This window comes from Mesorhizobium humile (assembly GCF_033977215.1).
GTDB classification, from domain to species: domain Bacteria; phylum Pseudomonadota; class Alphaproteobacteria; order Rhizobiales; family Rhizobiaceae; genus Mesorhizobium; species Mesorhizobium humile.
Window position 1 is genome coordinate 19236 of the sequence record NZ_JAVIIV010000014.1, and the last position, 18372, is coordinate 37607.

The 18372-nt window shown below is 60.4% G+C and carries 15 protein-coding genes and 2 pseudogenes; 10 read left to right on the forward strand and 7 right to left on the reverse strand.

The window, feature by feature from the left end; genetic code table 11:
* Positions 1 to 177: 177 nt before the first annotated feature.
* Together RFM52_RS20445 and RFM52_RS20450 are read right to left on the reverse strand one after the other, a co-directional pair.
* A complete protein-coding gene (locus RFM52_RS20445) occupies positions 178 to 831 on the reverse strand; it encodes a hypothetical protein (protein WP_320297823.1) in 654 nt (217 codons plus the stop codon).
* 92 nt (positions 832 to 923) lie between these two features.
* Positions 924 to 2109: pseudogene (locus RFM52_RS20450) on the reverse strand (IS256 family transposase).
* Between the two features lie 57 nt (positions 2110 to 2166).
* On the opposite strand from RFM52_RS20450, the gene RFM52_RS20455 reads away from it, so the two are divergent.
* A complete protein-coding gene (locus RFM52_RS20455; RefSeq protein WP_320297824.1) occupies positions 2167 to 2307 on the forward strand; it encodes a hypothetical protein in 141 nt (46 codons plus the stop codon).
* On the opposite strand, the gene RFM52_RS20460 is transcribed toward RFM52_RS20455, so the two are convergent.
* On the reverse strand, positions 2301 to 3968 hold the full coding sequence (locus tag RFM52_RS20460; RefSeq protein ID WP_320297825.1) for a DUF4403 family protein: 1668 nt from the start codon (positions 3966 to 3968) through the stop codon (positions 2301 to 2303). The genes RFM52_RS20455 and RFM52_RS20460 overlap by 7 nt on opposite strands.
* Before the next feature lie 406 nt (positions 3969 to 4374).
* Between RFM52_RS20460 and RFM52_RS20465 the strand changes: the two genes are divergently transcribed.
* Positions 4375 to 6453: a DNA/RNA non-specific endonuclease gene (locus RFM52_RS20465; RefSeq protein WP_320297826.1), complete on the forward strand. Its 2079-nt coding sequence runs from the start codon at positions 4375 to 4377 to the stop codon at positions 6451 to 6453.
* A gap of 40 nt (positions 6454 to 6493) precedes the next feature.
* On the opposite strand, the gene RFM52_RS20470 is transcribed toward RFM52_RS20465, so the two are convergent.
* The 3 genes from RFM52_RS20470 to RFM52_RS20480 all read right to left on the reverse strand — a co-directional run bounded on the left by RFM52_RS20470 (position 6494) and on the right by RFM52_RS20480 (position 8930).
* Entirely contained in the window at positions 6494 to 7438 is a 945-nt protein-coding gene (locus tag RFM52_RS20470; RefSeq protein WP_320297827.1) for an ArdC family protein, read from the reverse strand.
* Between the two features lie 386 nt (positions 7439 to 7824).
* A complete protein-coding gene (gene arsC, locus RFM52_RS20475; protein ID WP_320297828.1) occupies positions 7825 to 8235 on the reverse strand; it encodes an arsenate reductase (glutaredoxin) in 411 nt (136 codons plus the stop codon).
* Positions 8232 to 8930, reverse strand: coding sequence for an MIP/aquaporin family protein (locus tag RFM52_RS20480; RefSeq protein WP_320297829.1), 699 nt, complete (start codon positions 8928 to 8930; stop codon positions 8232 to 8234). The genes arsC and RFM52_RS20480 overlap by 4 nt, the downstream gene beginning before the upstream one ends.
* Before the next feature lie 440 nt (positions 8931 to 9370).
* On the opposite strand from RFM52_RS20480, the gene RFM52_RS20485 reads away from it, so the two are divergent.
* The 6 genes from RFM52_RS20485 to RFM52_RS20510 all read left to right on the forward strand — a co-directional run bounded on the left by RFM52_RS20485 (position 9371) and on the right by RFM52_RS20510 (position 14906).
* On the forward strand, positions 9371 to 10423 hold the full coding sequence (locus RFM52_RS20485; RefSeq protein WP_320297830.1) for an ABC transporter substrate-binding protein: 1053 nt from the start codon (positions 9371 to 9373) through the stop codon (positions 10421 to 10423).
* A gap of 31 nt (positions 10424 to 10454) precedes the next feature.
* On the forward strand, positions 10455 to 11336 hold the full coding sequence (locus tag RFM52_RS20490; RefSeq protein WP_320297831.1) for an ABC transporter permease: 882 nt from the start codon (positions 10455 to 10457) through the stop codon (positions 11334 to 11336).
* Positions 11312 to 12058, forward strand: a complete 747-nt coding sequence (locus tag RFM52_RS20495) for an ABC transporter ATP-binding protein (RefSeq protein ID WP_320297832.1) — start codon at positions 11312 to 11314, stop codon at positions 12056 to 12058. The genes RFM52_RS20490 and RFM52_RS20495 overlap by 25 nt, the downstream gene beginning before the upstream one ends.
* A 48-nt stretch (positions 12059 to 12106) precedes the next feature.
* Complete coding sequence (locus RFM52_RS20500) at positions 12107 to 13453, forward strand: LLM class flavin-dependent oxidoreductase (RefSeq protein WP_320297833.1); 1347 nt, start codon at positions 12107 to 12109, stop codon at positions 13451 to 13453.
* Positions 13454 to 13877: 424 nt separating this feature from the next.
* A complete protein-coding gene (locus RFM52_RS20505; RefSeq protein WP_320223083.1) occupies positions 13878 to 14090 on the forward strand; it encodes a hypothetical protein in 213 nt (70 codons plus the stop codon).
* 354 nt (positions 14091 to 14444) lie between these two features.
* On the forward strand, positions 14445 to 14906 hold the full coding sequence (locus tag RFM52_RS20510) for a phasin family protein (RefSeq protein WP_320297834.1): 462 nt from the start codon (positions 14445 to 14447) through the stop codon (positions 14904 to 14906).
* Between the two features lie 336 nt (positions 14907 to 15242).
* On the opposite strand, the gene RFM52_RS20515 is transcribed toward RFM52_RS20510, so the two are convergent.
* Positions 15243 to 16007, reverse strand: coding sequence for a Crp/Fnr family transcriptional regulator (locus RFM52_RS20515; protein WP_320297835.1), 765 nt, complete (start codon positions 16005 to 16007; stop codon positions 15243 to 15245).
* Between the two features lie 169 nt (positions 16008 to 16176).
* Here RFM52_RS20515 and hemN point away from each other — a divergent pair, with 169 nt between their 5' ends.
* Together hemN and RFM52_RS20525 are read left to right on the forward strand one after the other, a co-directional pair.
* Positions 16177 to 17526 (forward strand): oxygen-independent coproporphyrinogen III oxidase, encoded by a 1350-nt coding sequence (hemN, locus tag RFM52_RS20520; RefSeq protein ID WP_320297921.1) that lies wholly within the window; start codon positions 16177 to 16179, stop codon positions 17524 to 17526.
* A 475-nt stretch (positions 17527 to 18001) separates the two neighbouring features.
* Positions 18002 to 18334, forward strand: a pseudogene (locus tag RFM52_RS20525) (ISL3 family transposase); the annotation flags it as partial.
* Between the last annotated feature and the right edge of the window lie 38 nt (positions 18335 to 18372).

The following is an 18372-nucleotide window of genomic DNA, read 5'->3' on the forward strand; positions in this document are numbered from 1 at the left end:
TTCGGAAGGGCTGGTGCTGCGAGAGAGGATTGAACTCCCGGCCTTCGGTTTGCAAAGTATTGCTGGGCCGCAAACATCTTTCATCGCCTGCGACTGAGTGACAGTTGCGGTCCGCTGATGGCCTGAGCTGCATCCCTAGCTGCCGCTCGGTAGCAGCGCGAAGACTTGCCGCCTAACTTACTTGCCGTGGGCCGTGATTGATCGATTGGGGCTCATGCAATTGGCGCTCACTACGGCACGCCAGTGCATTGCGAGTACGACAATGGCCGCGAGGGTTAGCGCGCCGAAGATTGTTGGCTCAAGGCCCGGCAGCACGGTCGCATTGCCGATACACGGATCGGCCAGCTCCTTGTGAAATTCAGTGCAGATACGGGCGGGATCGTTTAGCGTCCGAAGCTGCGACCAATCCCAAAGGCTGGCGCCTGGGTCCTTCTTGCCGTCGTTCAGCATTACCGTCGCGGAGAGGAACGTACACCAGAAATAGACCAGCGCAATCGCGGGCAGCAGGGAGAAGACTGTAATCATCACGCCTTGATAGACGCGCCCTTCACGCGAGCCCGTATCGATCCCGTCGAAGCCGACAACCGGTATTCGGTCATGCCATTTCGAGCCGGCGCGTAGGGAATAGACGCGTCCAACAAGTGAGGTTAGTGCGAGCAAAATTGAACATATCGGGATTGCGATCATTACTGCAGGCACCCTCCCCTTCATGACCAGCTTTGCACCGAATATCTCTTCCCCGCCTTGCGCTACCACCCAAGAATTCAGGGCGTAATAGAGAAGAAGCGCACTGACCACAAACCAAACCTTGCTAAGCTGCGATTGCGTCATTTGCACCTCTTGATCGTTATGAGGATCGTGTCCCGCTGCGTGGTGTAGCTGGCGGCATTGGTCGCCGTGCTCTCCGGCATGGGCCGGGCTGATCAGCGCGCCACGGCTGGCAGGCTGATGAGGGGATCATCGCTCATCTGGCTGATCGTTTCCAGAGTCATATATCTGGCCCGCTGCACTGCCCATTCATCGTTTTGTTCGAGCAGGATTGCGCCGACGAGGCGCACGATCGCATCGTCGTTCGGGAAGATTCCGACGACCTCGGTGCGCCGCTTGATCTCGCCGTTGAGACGCTCGATCGGATTCGTCGAATGGAGCTTGGCGCGATGTTCCTTCGGGAAGGTCATGTAGGCCAGCACGTCGGGCTCGGCGTCGTCCATGATTGTCGCCAGCTTCGGCACCTTCGGGCGGATCTGGTCGGCGACGGCGCGCCATTGGGTGCTGGCGGCTTCCGAGGTCTCTTGGGCAAACGCGGTGGCGATGAAGGCTGAGACGACCCTGCGGCCGCTCTTGCCGGCATGGGCCAGCACGTTCCTCATGAAGTGGACGCGGCACCTCTGCCATGTCGCGCTGAGCACCTTGGTGACGGCGCTCTTGAGGCCTTCGTGCGCGTCGGAGACGACGAGCTTGACGCCGCGCAGGCCGCGACGTGTCAGCCTGCGTCCAGATCGGCTCGGCCTCCGAGGTGCCAATCTCCATGCCCAGGACCTCGCGCCGGCCGTCCGCGTTGACGCCGACGGCGATGATGACGGCGACCGAGACGATCCGCCCACCGCGGCGCACCTTCAGGTAAGTGGCGTCGATCCACAGGTATGGCCAATCACCCTCGATCGGCCGCTCGAGGAAGGCCTTCACCTTGCCGTCGATCTCCTCGCACAGCCGCGAGACCTGGCTCGAGATGCCACTCATGCCCATGGCCTTGACCAGGTCGTCAACCGACCGGGTCGAGATGCCTTGCACATAAGCTTCCTGGATGACGGCGGTCAGCGCCTTCTCGGCCATGCGGCGCGGTTCGAGGAAACCCGGGAAGTAGCTTCCCTTCCTGAGCTTCGGGATGCGCAGCTCGACCGTGCCGGCCCGCGTCTCCCAGTCCCGGTCGCGGTAGCCATTGCGCTGGGCGAGCCGCAGCGGGTTCTTCTCGCCATAGCCGGCGCCGGTGGCCGCGCCCACCTCCATTTCCATCAGCCGCTCGGCGGCAAAGCCGATCATCTCGCGCAGCAGATCAGCATCCGGGGTCTTCTCCACGAGCGTGCGCAGGTTCATCATGTCGTCGGTCATCGGTGGTCCTTCCGAAATGGGTTGGCGTCAACAACCAAACCCTACCGGAAAGCGCCGATGACCACCGACACGCCGCTCACTCGCTACCGCGTTACTAACGGCGCGCTCGCGAGCGGCTTCGTAACCGCCGAGCTACACCACCTGATGGGACACGACCGTTATGAGTGGCCACGGCTCGTTCGGCAGAAGGGCTACTGACCTACAAAATCAGCCGATAGCGCCATATCGAAATTCATTTTGAGGCGGGCACTGGCAATCAGATTTTTCGGCCCGACTGTGATGTCGAGAAGTTCAATCGACGGAGTGTCAGCGGAAATCTTCAATCCCGGAACGTTGGTATTGTGAACGGCCTTCAAAATCTCATCGGACGCGTCGTTGATCTGCTTGTTGAGATCGACTTTCGAATGAGCCTCTAAATCTGCTAGGATCTGGGTTTCAAATAGGGATTGAGCTGCCTTCCAGAAGGCGTTGTCCAGGACGGTCGCGAAATGCAATTCATCGATCGAGATCGCTGTTCCAGTTTTCTCGACCCGGGGCAGCCCTGAGAGGTAAACCCAGCCGGTCGTATTCAAGAACTTGCCGGGCAGCTTTGCCTGTACCTTCAAGCCAACCACGACAGAGCCAGCGCTAGGATAGAGATCAACATCGTCGACCTTGACATCGATGGCGCCTGCGGGCGTCTGCTGCTGGAAATCGCGACCCTTAAGGTTCTTTGACAGCTCGGCCAACAGCAATCCATAGGGTGCGGTTGCTTGCAGGGTGATATCGGCCTGACTTCGATCGGCTGATGTTTTACCCAATGGCGGCAGAGGCTGGGACTGCGTGGCAACTGGTTCTGCGGCAAGACTGGTCTTTGCCGCGACACGCACGGTCATCTTCATGCCTTGCGCTTCACCGACCAGGCCCGAAGAGCTCGCCGCTGTGGGGACGATGTTGAGATAGGCGGGCGTGCTGTCCGCTCGGTCGATCTTGATCGAAATGGCGTGCCATTGGGCCTCAACCTTTGACCGAAGCGCGTCACAGGGCAGAGCTTTGGCGATGGCATCCTGTATCTTGGAACGGTGGTCATTGATCTGGCCGTTCAACACGTCAGCCAGTCCCAGATTTATCGGCCCTGCGCAGACTTGGGGGTGCCCCAGGTTGCCGAAATCAAAGCCGAGGCAGTTTTTGCCCACGACCTCTACCGAAGCACTGCTTACCCATCTGCCGGTTGGGGTTCCCGCGAGCACGGGGCACCATTTATCGTTCATATCGAGCTGCAGATCGAGGCCTGGGACCAGCCGAGCCTCGAAGTCCTTTCCGGAAAGCGAAAGCAGTTTGGCGAGGTCGCCGCCGACGCCGGCCTGACCCCCGACAAACAACGGCTGTTCGACATGAACGCCATTGCCCGCCTGGGCCACGACAAGAGGGCCATCCGTTTTGATATCAGCGTGCCCATGATAGTCGGCGCATTGATCTTTAAACTCAAGGCTTGGCGCGGTAATGTCAGGTACTTCAGCACAAACACGGATACCGATCCATTTGCACTCGGTATGATGCCCCACGTGTCCTCCATTTATTTGAGGAACACCGACACATCCGATGTGACCATCTCCTTGCACCGGAACGGATTGCGGTATCCTCGATTGCGCTGCTTGCACTAGCGTCCCATACGGGATTTGCGCCACCAGGGTGAGCACGCTTTCCGTCATGGGTGCCGGCGGCACATCAGCAGTGCCACCATGAGGTGGCGCCTGGAAGAGATTTTTTTCGCAGCCCGAAACGCCAAGCAAGATGAGAAGGACCGGAACGAACCGGCGAGCGGCGGCGACAAAGTGAGCGACACGCAACTTCGTGTCCGGTCCGGTACGCGCTGTCATGGACGTCTCCCCCAAGAATGCTCTGCACCTGCTGAAGCGGTGGCGCTGCTTTGCGATCTCTACGGGATCGAATGACGTTCAGGCCCCCTAGGCGCAGGCCGGCGCCGCAGCGCCTGCCGCCAAAGACAACCAAACAAGCGATCCCGCCCTAGGAACTTCGTTGAGAACTCTATTCTTCACATTGACCGCACATTACTCTTTGTAGCATAATGATGTAAGAGGTGTCTGGGATTTTTGAAAGAAATTTCTAGAGCATCAGCGCGATTCGAGAGGCCTGCGAGTGAAGTTTGTTAGCCGTTTAACATACAGCGTTTGAACGCTAATCGTTTTAAGTCCAATCTCTCAATTTCTATCGTCAAATATAGTTCTATTGACTTCCCCTATTCCTTGGACGGAGGAATCTACCATGGCCGCGACTAATTTGTTCGACGAGCGCCGCCGCGCGGTAATGATTGCGGCTGCAAAACGATGGAAAGCGCAGCCGCCAACGCCTGCGACGACGCAAGTGACGCCATCGGAACAGGCGCGCTACGACGCTCGCCGTTCGAGCTTTGATCAGGCGAGCGAACTGAAGGCACAAGGCCGTCTTCCGGTGTTCGTCGAGCGCAAGATGGGCCCTACCCTTGACTGGTACACCTTGCCGCCAGACGATGCTGCCCGAGCCGCTGGCCGGCCGGTCGCGCGCATCGTGGCCAACGTCGATCCGAAGGTCGATCCGGTCGGGTTTGCGACCGGGTTCATGGTTTCACCTAACGTTCTTCTGACCAACTGGCACGTATTTCCGGATCCCGGCTCGGTACGAGGAACCGGCGCCAACTTTCTTCATGATGAGACGGCATCGGGTGTCGCTCGCGGCATCATTTTCGAGTTTGATCCGGACGCCCTTTTCTTCTCGGCGGAGGATCTCGACTTCGCGCTCGTCGCGGTGAAGCCGAAGGCGATCACCGGCGAGCTTCTCTCCTCTGTCAACTTCCTGGCGATCAATGGATCGCGGTCAAAGATCCTGCCTGGAATGCCGATCCGGATGATCGAATATCCTGACGGCGGGCCAAAACGCTATGCGATGCAGAATTGCCGGCTGCTTGAGCTGCGGGACGACGGCTTCCTCCGGTACGAGACCGACACCGAGGAAGGATCATCGGGCTCCGCCTGCTATTCGGAAATGTGGGAGGTCGTCGGTTTGCACCACGCCTCCATCCCAAAAATGCGTGGCAACACGATCCTCAACAAGGACGGTTCTCCGTGGTCACCTGGGCAACCAGACGACGGAATAGACTGGATCGCTAACGAGGGTGTGCGAATAAGCGCATTGGTCAAGGCCTTCGGGGGGCTTGTGCCGACCACGCCCGCCTCCAAGCATCTTTTGGACGAATTGCTGGCCAACACGACCGATCCTACCGATGAGGTCGCGAAGCTAGCGACGCCTCGCGCGCCAGAAGCGCTGCTACTACCTGATCCCTCCAAAATTTTCGCAAACACGAAAGGAAACGTGATGGGCGGCGTTACCATGAATTTTTCCGGACCAGTGACGATTTTCGTTGGTAGCGGCGTGCCGGCATCACAGATTCCTCAGGCGACGGCCGAGATCGCGGGAGACGAGGCACTCGAGAAAGCACTTCGCTTCGACCCCAATTACGACGATCGAGAAGGCTACAACACTGATTTCCTCGAAAACGATATCACCGTGCCGCTGCCTCGCATTTCGCAGGAGCGGGACCAGGAGATGTATAAGGAAAATGGCCAGACCGTCGTGCTCAACTACCACCACTTCAGCCTGGCAATGAACGCTTCCCGGCGAATGCAGATGTGGTCAGCGGTTAACGTCGATTACGATGCATCGAAAAGGACCTCCAGCGGCCGCGCCTTCTTCGGTCAAGATCGCTGGGTGTTTGACCCGCGAATCCCGCAGCGATACCAGTTGGGTGATCCCGATATCTACGCGCCAGCCAAACAGATTGACCGGGGCCATATCGTGCGCAGGGAAGACAATGCCTGGGGCGATACGCCGACGGAAATCGAGTTTGCCAATTCCGACACGTTTCACTTCTCAAATTGCACGCCGCAGCACGCCGCCTTCAACCGCTCCCAACCGGGAAAGCAATGGCCAGGAGTTCAAGGCTTGTGGGGCGGCTTCGAAAATCACATTCAACGCGACTTGCAATCCGGTGACACGCGCGCCTGCATCATAGCGGGACCGATCTTGGACGCGAACGATCCGTCTGAGGATTTTGGGACCGGCGTCGTGCAGTATCCACTTGTCTTTTGGAAAGTGGTTGCGGTCTCGGCGCGCGACACCAATGGGCGCCGGTCACTACGCACCTACGGCTTCAGGCTTTCCCAAAAGGATGTCGTCGACCGGTTCGGAGTGGAATTCGCGCCCGGCGAGTATGCACGCTATCAAGTCGCCCTGTCAGCCATAAGCGACGAGGCCGGCGTTATTTTTGACGATGTCCTCTTGCGCGCCGATACCCACGCCGAGGCGTAACGAGGCACTCGGCGTGGCAGCGACGGCCAGCTGTCGCATATCATAATCGCGTCGGTTCAGAAGGCCGCCGCTCACGCGGCGGCTGCTTCGGAGGCGCTGAAACGCGACAGTAGTCTGCGGCGCGCTGCGCGTGTGCCGCGGCGGCGAAGATCGCTCGCTTGTCCCCCTTCAGCACCTTGAGCCAGTGACCGATATAGGCGGCGTGGTCGTCGCGATCCTCGAGGCGCAGCCCCAGGTCGGCGCAAAGGAACGCGGCGCCCAACTCTGCCACAAGCTCCTCAAGGGAATAGCCGTCGTCTCCGAACCGCTTGCCGCCGAAATCACGGTCAAGGCGCGTGGCGTGCCGGGTCCAATGTGTCGACTCGTGGGCAACTGTTGCATAGTACGCCTGCGCATCCCGGAAGGCCTCGAAGGCGGGCATATGGATAAAGTCGAGAGCCGGGTTGTAGTAGGCGCAGTCGCCGCCGTGACGGATATCCGCGCGCGTCGCGGCGAAGAAGGCTTCGGCATGGGCAATTCGCTCATCCGGGTTGCGGACATTTTCGGCGCGGGCATAGAAGTGAGGGGGCAGATCGTCGACCTGCTCGACATTGAAGACCGTGTAGGCCTTCAGGAACGGGATGAAGCGCTCGGCCTCATCGCCGGTGGCCTCGTCGGTCTCGGTGCGCCGCAGGGTGTCGGCATACACGACGGGAGAGCCCTTTTCGCCCTTGCGGACACGACCGCCCAGCTCGATGGCCTGCTTGAAGGTCATCCAGATTGGCGCGGCATAGTGCCCGGTCATCGCGGACGCCCAGAGCGTCAGGACGTTAATGCCGGCATAGGGCTGGCCGTTGTGGCGAAGCGGCCGGGAGACGTGGCCGGCGGCATGGGCGGCACTCCAAGGCTGCGTCCAGGGTTTTACGCCCTGCTCGAGGGCTTCGATGATCTGGTTGGTGATGCGGCTGTAGACGTCCTGCCGCGGGGTTTCGTTGGTGTCCGACATGACCTTGCTCCTTTTGCGTCGGGTTTTTCTCAAGACGCGGAGAAGCAGGGCCGGGCGATTGAGCCGGCCGGTCAGGCCCTAACACGGTCCCGCCCCTTCCCGGCGGGAGTGGTGCGGGCGGGGTTTGACCGGGCGGCGCGCCTGGCCGATATCGCGGAAAAGATTGAGAAAAACCGCGGCAATGGGCAGATCGCCGGAACGTCGACCCGCGCGGCAGGGAACTAGACAGGGAGCGCTACTGCAAAGGCAGGCAGCACGCGCGTCAAGGCAAATGGACGTCGCTAAAAGAGACGAACGCTGCCACAGCCGTTTTCAGGTACGAGCCCCATGGCTGGCCTATGCGACTGGGAAAACGATGACGATCTGGGCGAGAGCAATCGCGACTGCTAATTGGGCTGTGTATAGTCGACCTTCTCACCGTCTTCTTTGACGAATTCGCGCACCGGATGGTCGAGCAGCAGTAGCACCGCCTCCGAAGGCCGGCAGAGCCTCGTGCCCTTGGGCGTCTCGACGATCGGCCGGTTGATTAGGATGGGGTGGGTCAGCATGAAATCGATCAACTCGTCGTCGCTCCATTTCGGATAGGCAAGGCCAAGCTCGGCATAAGGCGTTCCCTTGTCCCGCAAGAGCTCGCGCGGGGTGATGCCCATAGCTGCGATCAGTTCCAGCAGCCGCTCGCGGCTCGGCGGCGTCTTCAGATACTCGATCACTGCCGGGTCTTCGCCGCTGGCGCGCATCATGGCGAGCGTGTTGCGCGAGGTGCCGCAATCGGGATTGTGATAGATCGTGACCGTCATGGCTCTGCTTTCAGTGGCTGGTATTGCTGAACAGGTTCGGGCTTGAGCAGCCAGCCCATCAGCGCAAGCGCAATCACGGCGCCGAGCAGTTCGGCGACGATGAAGCCTGGCAAATCGACCGGCCTGATGCCCGAGAAGGTGTTGGTGAGCGAGCGCGCCACGGCGACAGCAGGATTGGCGAAGGACGTGGATGCCGTGAACCAATAGGCCGCCGTGATATAGAGCCCGACCAGCCACGGCACGGTCCGCCGTTCGAAGCGAATGCCGGCGAGAATGACGGCGACAAGCCCAAATGTCGCGACAACTTCGGAAAACCACTGCGCTGGCCCGGAACGCAGCTTCGTCGCGACCTCCAGCACCGGCAGGGCGAACATGAGATGCGCCGCGATCGTGCCGGCGATGCCGCCGGCGAACTGGGCGACCAGATAGGCAGGAAGATCGCGGGGAGGCAGCGACCGGTTGAGGCAGAACACCAGCGAAACGGCGGGATTGAAATGCGCGCCGGAGATTGGCCCGAGGATGGTGATCAAGACTACCAGCATAGCGCCGGTCGCCAGCGTGTTGCCGAGCAGCGCCAGCCCCACATCATGCGTCAGCGTCTCGGCCATGATGCCGGAGCCGACGACCGTTGCGACCAGGAGGCCCGTGCCCAAGGCTTCGGCGGCAAACCGACGGCGAAGATCGAAGGTTGTCATTTCATGTTGCTGCCTGGAGTGATTGCGTCGACGACCGGGCCGAGCATATTTGTCGCGGGCGGGTCAAGGAATATTATCTGGCCATGCGTACAAAAACCGGGGCTTCTGTTCCGAATGGGAAGCATGTGGGCCGGTTGGCGAACGGCCAAAGTATGAAGAAGCCTAGAACGTCCTTCACGGATGTAGCCGCGAAATCGTGTAGCGATGGGCAACCTCGCCCCTCGTTCCCCGGCGGAACCGCCTTTCTCCTATCTTCACTTTAACAGCGGCGGTCTTGCGGCGGACCATCCGCCTTTTTGTGGGATGCGTGCCCCCAAATGAGCATTGGAGACGAACAGCGTTTCTCTCTGGCAGCTAAGAACAGCATCCGATACTTTATCGTCTATATAATTGATAGACATACTGAACCCCGTCAGCCATTTCCAAGGAGCAAGACGAGGATGTTAGCTGTGGAGAGATTTTCGAGAAGGAAATTTGGCGGCCTCGTGGCCGCTTTTGCGGTGACCTTGGTTGCTTCTTCCGCCCCTTTCGGTGCCAAGGCGGGCAGTCCGGGCGCGGGTAAGCTGCCGTCCAAAATTCCGGAAGGCGCTGTGCTTCGCATCGGGGATCCCGAGACGCAGAGGGCGCTGGAACTTTCCGGGCTGATCAATCAACTACCGTTCAAGGTCGAATGGGCCAATATCAGCGGCGGGCCACAGACAATCGAAGCTTTTCGCGCCAACGCGCTGGACCTCGGATCCGTCGCCGACATCCCGCCTATCCACGCGACCTGGACGGGCCTCAAGGTCAAGATCATTGCCGCGAAGTTCCGCAAGGAACCGGTTGCGCACCCGATTTATCAACTCGGCATTGCGCCGGGCGTCAAGGTCAAGACGCTCGCGGATTTACGCGGCAAACGGATCGCCTTCAGCCCTGGTCAGGCACAAGGCGCGCTGGTGCTGAGGGTGCTGCAGGCTGCAGGCCTTAAAAGAGAGGATGTCACGCTCATCGAATTGCCCAGCAAGGGTGATGCCTATCCGGTGGCACTTGCCAGCAAGCAAGTCGACGTCGCCCCGATCTGGGGTGTCCTCGTCAAGCACTATCTCCACCAGTATGGCGCCGACGGCGCCACCACCATCCCACACGGCCTGCGCGACGATCCGGCCCATCTCTATGCTCCACAGGCCGTGCTTGACGACCCGGCCAAAGCTGCCGCTCTCGCCGAATATGTGCGCTACTGGGCTCTTGCGACCCGATGGGTGCAGGAACATCCCAAGGAGTGGATCGCGGGCTACTACGTCGCCACCCAAGGCCTCAACGCAGAAGATGGCCAGTATCTCGTCGACGCCGACGGTCAGTTCGACATTCCCTCGGACTGGAACGATGTGATCGCGCGCCAGCAGGCGACGATCGATCTCCTGGCCAGGGAACTGAACAGGCCTAGGATCAAGGCCGAGGACCTTTTCGACAGGCGCTTCGAGACGATCGCCGCAAATGCGTTGAACGCATCCTGACGCCCGCTCCTCGAGACTGGAGACGACCCAGATGAACGCAATCTCAAATACCGCCGCGGTTGCACTTCCCATTCCCTACGCATCGGATGAAAGGGAGCTGATTACGCCCGCTGTACAGGCCCGCAAGACCGCGACGAGGCGTCGTCTTGCGCTTGGGCGAGCGATCCCGTTCGGCGCGATGATCGGGCCCGCACTTCTTCTCGTGATCTGGTCCATCGGCAGTATCGCCGGCCTGATCGACCCAAGAACGCTGCCGGCGCCCTGGTCGGTTATTGGCACGGCCATCGATCTCATCGCCGAAGGGAAGCTTCAGGTTCATTTGATGACGTCTGCCTGGCGGGCGGCACAGGGGCTGGTGTTCGGCGTCCTGATCGGGACCACCCTCGCCCTCATTTCAGGTTTGTCGCGGCTTGGCGAGGCCATCATCGACGGCCCCGTTCAGATCAAGCGGGCGATACCGACGCTCGCGCTGATCCCGCTGCTGATGCTGTGGTTCGGCATCGGCGAAGGCATGAAAGTAACGACCATCGCGCTGGCTGTCCTGATCCCGATCTATATCCAGACCCACAGCAGCTTGCGCAGTATCGACAGCCGTTATGTCGAACTGGCCCAGACCTTACGAATGGGCTACGGCGAATTCATCCGTGAGGTCATCCTGCCGGGCGCCCTTCCCGGCTTCTTCCTCGGCCTGCGTTTGGCGGTGACCTATGCCTGGCTATCTCTGGTGGTGGTCGAGCAGGTCAATGCCACCAGCGGCATCGGCTATATGATCGATCTGGCGCGCAACTACGGCCAGACCGACATCGTCATCGTCGGCCTCGTCGTCTACGCGTTGCTCGGTCTCGGCTGCGACGGCATCGTCCGGCTCTTCCAAGAAAGGTCGCTGTCATGGCGTCGCACCTTGGCGGATTGAGCGGCGCGCCGCTTGTGCGGGTCGAGAGCCTCGTGAGGAGTTTCGGGCCGCGGACCATTCTGGACTGCCTCAGCCTCGACATCGAAAAGGGAGAGTTCGTTGCCCTTCTCGGCCGTAGCGGGTCAGGCAAGAGTACATTGTTGCGCGCGCTCGCCGATCTCGATGACAAGGTCTCCGGGTCCGGCCGGCTCGAGACACCCGATAAGAAATCGGTGGTGTTTCAGGATGCCCGACTGTTGCCGTGGAAACGCGTGCTGGAGAACGTGGTTCTTGGCCTCGACCTGCCGGAAGCCGCCGAACGCGGACGGATAGCTCTAGAAGAGGTTGGCCTGAGCGGCCGCGAGACGGCATGGCCGGTTGAACTGTCTGGTGGGGAGCAGCAGCGCGTGGCCTTGGCGCGCTCGCTGGTTCGTGATCCCGAGCTGCTGCTTGCGGACGAGCCGTTCGGCGCACTCGACGCGCTGACCCGCCTGCGCATGCACGATCTGCTGCGCCAGCTCTGCGCCCGTCACCAGCCGGCCGTGCTGCTGGTCACTCATGACGTGGACGAAGCCGTGACGCTGGCGGACCGGGTCTTGGTGCTCGACAAGGGCGGCATCGCCGCCGACATCGTCATCGATATGCCCAGGCCACGCGATCATGGCTACCGCCGGTTCGGCGAGATCCGCTCCGAACTTCTGCGTCATCTCGGCGTCGAGGCAAAGCCTGTGCTGCCGGTCTGAGGGCCCCCAAGACTTCTCGCTCAGCCTCACCACCCAGGAGGACCACATATGCCCGCCAAATCACGACAGTTGAATCTCAACCTTTTCATCTATCCAGGCGGCCATCATGAGGCCGGCTGGCGCTACAAGGATTCCGCCCCAGATAGAGTGCTGGACATCGCCTATTATCAGGAACTGGCGAAGAAGGCCGAGGCGAGCAAGTTCGACGCGCTGTTCTTTGCCGACGGGCCTGCGCTCGCCGACAACATCCGCTACGCGAGCCGCTTCAGGCTGGAGCCGCTGACCTGGATTTCGGCGCTCGCCGCCGTAACGGAAAGAATAGGGTTCATCGCGACCGCCTCGACCACCTACAACGAACCCTACAATCTGGCCAGGCTGTTTGCTTCCGTGGATCATCTGAGCGGTGGGCGCGCCGGTTGGAACATCGTCACGACGGGTGACGAGTCCGCAGCGTTGAATTTCGGCTTTGACCGACATCCAACCCACGCCGACCGTTATGAGCGCGCCGGCGAGTTCGTTGATGTGGTAACCAAGCTCTGGGACAGTTGGGAGGACGACGCGCTCGTCTCGGACCGGGAGTCCGGCATCTTTGCCGACACCGACAAGATCCACCCGGTCAACCACATCGGCAAATATCATCGGGTGAAGGGTCCGCTCACGCTTCCGCGCTCTCCGCAGGGGCGTCCGGTCTACGTCCAGGCGGGTTCATCGGAAGACGGACGGTCGTTCGCAAGCCGCTATGCCGAGGCGATATTCACAGCCCATCAGACTCTCGGCAACGCGCAGGAATTTTATGCCGACATCAAGGCGCGAGTGAAGTCGGTTGGCCGCAACCCTGACCACGTCAAGGTCTTGCCGGGCATCAGCCCGTTCATCGGTTCGACCGAGGCGGAAGCCCGGGCACTGCATGACGAGTTTAATGAGCTGACGCAGCCGGAATATTCCCTCCACCAGCTACGCCGCATCGTAGATGCCGACCTTTCCGGCTACAATCTGGACGGCCCATTTCCGCGCGAGCTCATCAGTGTCGAGGGCGAGCGCGGTGCGAGCAGCCGGTTCCATGTCGTGCTTGACATCATCGAGCGCGAAAATCCAACCATCCGCCAGTTGCTGCACCGCCTCGCCGGCGCGCGCGGGCATTGGGTCCAGGCCGGGACGCCCGAACAGATTGCCGACAACATCCAGGAATGGTTCGACAATGGTGCGGCGGACGGCTTCAATGTCATGCCGCCCTATCTGCAGGGCGGGTTCGACGTGTTCGCCGAGGAGGTGGTGCCGATCTTGCGCCGGCGCGGACTTTTCCGGCACGACTATGAGGGGGCAACGCTGAGGGACCATTTCGGTCTGCCGCGCCCTGACAATACCTTCAGCCAACCGCAAAAGGCGAGCGCCTGATCATTGTGGTCCATGTGTCACATTTTTCAGGGCCGCTGCACGGTAGAGTGACCAGCAACGCAGTAAGACGGCGCAGACCGTTACGCTCTTAACAAGAGACCAATCTCCAGAGGGACCTTATCAAGATCCGGCCCTCGGCCGGCTGAAAGTGGCTGATGGCTATGGAGCGCGCTCAAGGTGGATTGCATGATCCACACCAGATATCTGCACGGATCACCTCCCAGAAATGGCGGGCCGGTCCTGGAATCGAGCCGCCGTCGCGAGCCTTTCGCGGCCGCGGAGGCTTCTTTGTCTGCTGTCCTCGGGGCGATCGTTGCAGCAAATGAGCGTTTGCAGCGAGTGCACCAGCTCGTCGTTCGATCCCAGTTGCACTCAGCAACGCTGGCGATATCGTTCATTTTGCGATTCGTCGCCTGGAGGATCTATGCGTCAGCAGACAAAGCCGTTCGTCGTCGAGAAGAAGATGTCCCGAAAGCTCAAGACCGACAACCAGAAGACATCGATCTGGGGGAAGTTGGATTTGACGCTGAGGCAGATCTTGCAGCGGAACGAGATGTGCCCGAACAGAGGACCGCTGCAGAAGACATCACAGGCCGGGACTCGTAGAAGGGAACATCATCTGCGATACTGCGGCTGATGGCCCAATGCCTCGACTGGCGAGATGTTGGCGTTCGGCTCTGCCCCTCCCACAACGATCCATGCCCTCTTCGCTGGGTTCCAGTTGCGACGCCTTCGCCGGCCGGTAATCATCTCAACCCGACGATATGACTGCTTTCATGCCTGTCTTAATCACGACATCAACGCCGTTCCAGCCCATCCGGGTGTCGCCCCCCGCAATTTAGGCCTGGCAATCTTCGTCGCGCTAACATTCGGGCAGCACAAGGGTGTAGTTGGCGCGCCCGATTCCACGCCAGCTTCACAAATCCGTTGCGACGATTTCGTACATGAAGGGGGCGGCTTTTGCGGCCGTTCCCCGAACAAGGATGAAAAAATGTCCAAGATCACCGGTAAGTCCGAAATGATCGAAAACGTCGAAATCTCTCCCGTCGAGCCGTCCAAGGTTGCCGAGCAAGTCCGTGCTGTCGCGGATCAGAGCGTTGAGCAGTCGAAGGAAATATCTTCCAAATTGAGCTCGGACGCTGAAACGACTCAAACGGCTGCCAAGTCGACCTTTGAAATGGCCAGGATCACCGGCAACGAGCTCCTCGCGAGGACGCTTGCCGCACTGCAGGCCAATGCCGAAACCGGCTTCACGCACCTCGAAGCGCTGGTTGCCGTGAAGTCGCCGTCTGAGTTCCTCGAACTGCAGGCCGCATTCCTGCGCAAACAGATCGAAAATTCGGCCGAGCACGCAAAGGCACTCCAGGCATGGATGTTGAGAGCTAGCGAGGATGTGTCGAAGCCGATTAAGGATGCGTTTGAAAAGGCCTGGGAGATCCGCAAGGCAGCCTGATTGCTTCAAGCAATCCGGGACGAAGGTCAATACCTCGTCGACTGTCTCATCTGGCAAGACCGGCCTCGCGCCGGTCGGACGGCGTTGTGCTTCGACATGGCGGCCCCTTGAGGCGCAATTGACCTTGGCCCGGGTCAAATCTGCCTCCACCAGCCAATTGCGCGTTGAGCACGTCGAGGATCAATGCCTGGCAACCAGGTGGCCGAAACACTCTGACGATCAGTCCGGTGGTCCGATAGATGCTATGCCACTTTTTCGAAGGCTTGCGGCGACGCATCGCGCTCGAACGCGATCGTGCCCTGTCCCGGGCCAGGCAAGCGAGGCAGGAGCGACCGCTCAGGTCTCGTAAATGGGGCGGTTGCGCCCCGGCCGCCGCCCACCGCAACGCTGTTCCAGCCGGCTCATGTCGTCTACCGTGACACGGCGGTTGTTCTCGATCCGGATTACGCCGTCCATTCTCAGTCTGGTCAACTGACGGCTCACCGTCTCGTTCGTAATTCCAAGGAAATCAGAGATGTCGGCACGCGTCAGCGGCAGATCGAAGCACGCCGACCTGGCTGCCGGACCAACACTGGAGCCGATGTTGCGGGCGATCATGAGAAGAAAGCTCGCCACCTTCTCAGGCGCGGTCTTGCAGCCCAGTGTCACCATCCATTCGCGTGCTTCGTCAAGTTCGTTCAGCGTCTGCCTGAGCAGGCGATGCTCGAGCTCCGGTGATTGCTTCATCATCTGTTCGATTGCCGCTTTCGGAAACGAGCACAGCGAGACTGTCGTTGCCGCTTCGGCATGGATCGCGCTTTTCGCCTTAAACGGCTGTCCCAGAAAATCCGGCGCGAACTGGAGACCGACGATTTGCTGGCGGCCGTCCGAAAGGCTCTTCGTCAGCTTCACCACGCCCGATAGCACGTTCGAATAGCTGTTGAGGGCCTCGGCATCGCCAATCAGTTCGACCCCCGGTTCGACGCTGTGCCGCGACGAAGTCTTGGCGAGCTTAGCCAAACGATCTGGATCGAGCGCGCTGCAGAGGCCGCGGCGCCGTGCCTGGCAAGACAGGCAATAGGCGGGGATGCCGGAACTGTGAACGTCGTGCCGTACTGTCATTGATCGCTCTCCCGATCTGATCGCCCTCCCGGCCCAAGCGCCGGCACGATAACAATCGACGGTAGAAAAATCCTTGCGGCAGTTTGTCGTGCTGGAGCCTGACCGAAATCAGGGCTCTGGCTCATCTGCGAGTCCACAGTCCCGACGACGCAACAAGGTGGACCACTACATGCGACCGGAACTAGCTGCCAGACTTTGCGAGAACGTCCCGCGCTATACCAGTTACCCGAGCGCGCCACATTTCCATCCGGGTATCGATGCTGTCGTTTACCGCGGCTGGCTGGAGGCGCTCGAAGGCGGCGGCGAAATATCGCTCTACCTGCACATTCCCTATTGCGACAGGCTCTGCTGGTTCTGCGCGTGCCATACCAAACAGACGCGCCACTATGAGCCTGTGGCCGCTTATTTGCGCTCGTTGTATGCTGAGATCGCGACGGTTGGCGGCCTTGTCAGCGGTAAGGGCCGAATTCGCGCGGTTCATTTCGGGGGCGGTTCGCCGACCATGCTGAAGCCGCAGCATATGGTGGCGTTGGGGACGGCGCTACGAGACAATTTTGATTTTCTCGACGATGCCAACATCAGCGTCGAGATCGATCCGAACGAGATGGACGAAGCCCGCCTCGACGCGCTTGCCGAAATCGGTATGACGCGGGCAAGCCTCGGCGTGCAGGACTTCGATCCGAAAGTGCAAAAGGCGATCAACCGCGAGCAGAGTTTTTTGCAGACGAAGGCGGTCGTCGACGGCGTTCGTTCCCGGGGAGTGGATTCCGTGAACCTTGATCTGCTCTACGGCCTGCCGCATCAAACCAGCGAGAGCGTACGTTCCACCGTGGCGCAGGCGCTCACCCTGGAGCCGGACAGGATGGCGCTTTTCGGCTACGCTCACGTGCCTTGGTTCAAGAAACATCAGACGATGATCGACGAGGCATGGCTCCCCGGTCCCACGGAGCGAATCGCTCAATCGCGACTTGCTGCGCGAGCGATCGAGGACAAGGGGTACGAATCAATCGGGCTCGACCATTTCGCAAAGCCAGGCGATGCGTTGGCGGTAGCGGCCCGCGCGGGGGCGTTGCATCGCAATTTTCAGGGCTACACCGAGGATCGCTGCGAGACGTTGATTGGACTTGGCCCTTCGTCCATCGGCCGGTTTCGCCAGGGCTACGTTCAGAACATGCCTTCGACTGGCGAATATCGGCACAGGGTGGAAGGCGGGGAACTGGCAGTCGTCCGCGGCGTAGCATTTTCCGACGACGATCGCGTCAGGGGCTGGATCATCGAGCGACTGATGTGCGATTTCGCCTTCTCGGCGATCGACCTGGTGGAGAGCTTCGGGAAAGCCGGCCAAAAGCTCCTTCGTCAGGCAAGCTCCATCGCCCTTAAGGATCCTGCTCGACTGCTTGAACTCCAAGGCGACAGTTTCGTCGTGCCGGCGGAAAACCGTCCCTTCGTGAGGAGCATTGCGGTCAAGTTCGACAAGTATTTCGAACGTGGAACGGCCAGGCACTCAGCGGCAGTTTGAGCATTTTGATCGTAAAACTCGCGTCAACCGCGTTTGATCGATTGCTAGCCATTTCCGCAGCACTGGAAATTGCGAGGGTTCATGGCTATCGGTTGCAGATAGCAGCTGGCCTCTTTGACGGCTTTTCGCCCTGCCCCCAATTCCTGCGCGGCGTTCACGCGAGCTGGCCGGCGTCGACCGCCGTTCACCCGCGGGACGACTTAATCCGCAAAGCGCTGGAGGACCTTGCCAGTCGAACTTCATCCGGCTCGCCCTGCGAGCGGGCGACGGCGAGCGACGCCACCGCGTTAGCAATGACATTCGTCAGCAAGCGGAACTCCGACATGGGGCGGTCGGGACGACAAGGAGCGTTGTAGCCAATGTGACGAAGCCTACATCGGCCATGCGAACTCATCCCTTCGGTCGCGCGCTGCTTCCTGATGCAGTCGATGATGAGGATTGCTACGAAACGGCGACCGACGAAGAGCGTTGGACAGCAGCGAGGCATCGACGGCACGCGCATCGGCAATCGAGGCAAGCGGTCTTCGATATGGTCCATGCGTTGCGGAAACAGGGGCTATCGTTTTCGGAGATTGCCCGTCGGACCGGCTATGGTCGGCGCAGCATCGCAAAGTGGCTCACTTACGATGAGCCGCCGGATCGACGCAGAGCAACCCCGAAGCCGACGTCCCCTCGCTGTTTTGAGGTGTATCTTGCCGTGCGTTGGAAAGACGGCATCCTCCGCGGGCGAGACCTGTTCGACGAGATCAAGCAGCGCGGCTATCTAGCACTGCTATCGGAGCTTCGCAGTCTGGGCCGAAACCGTCGAACTGTTGTCTGGGCCAGCTCGGCGTTGCGCCGGAAGGG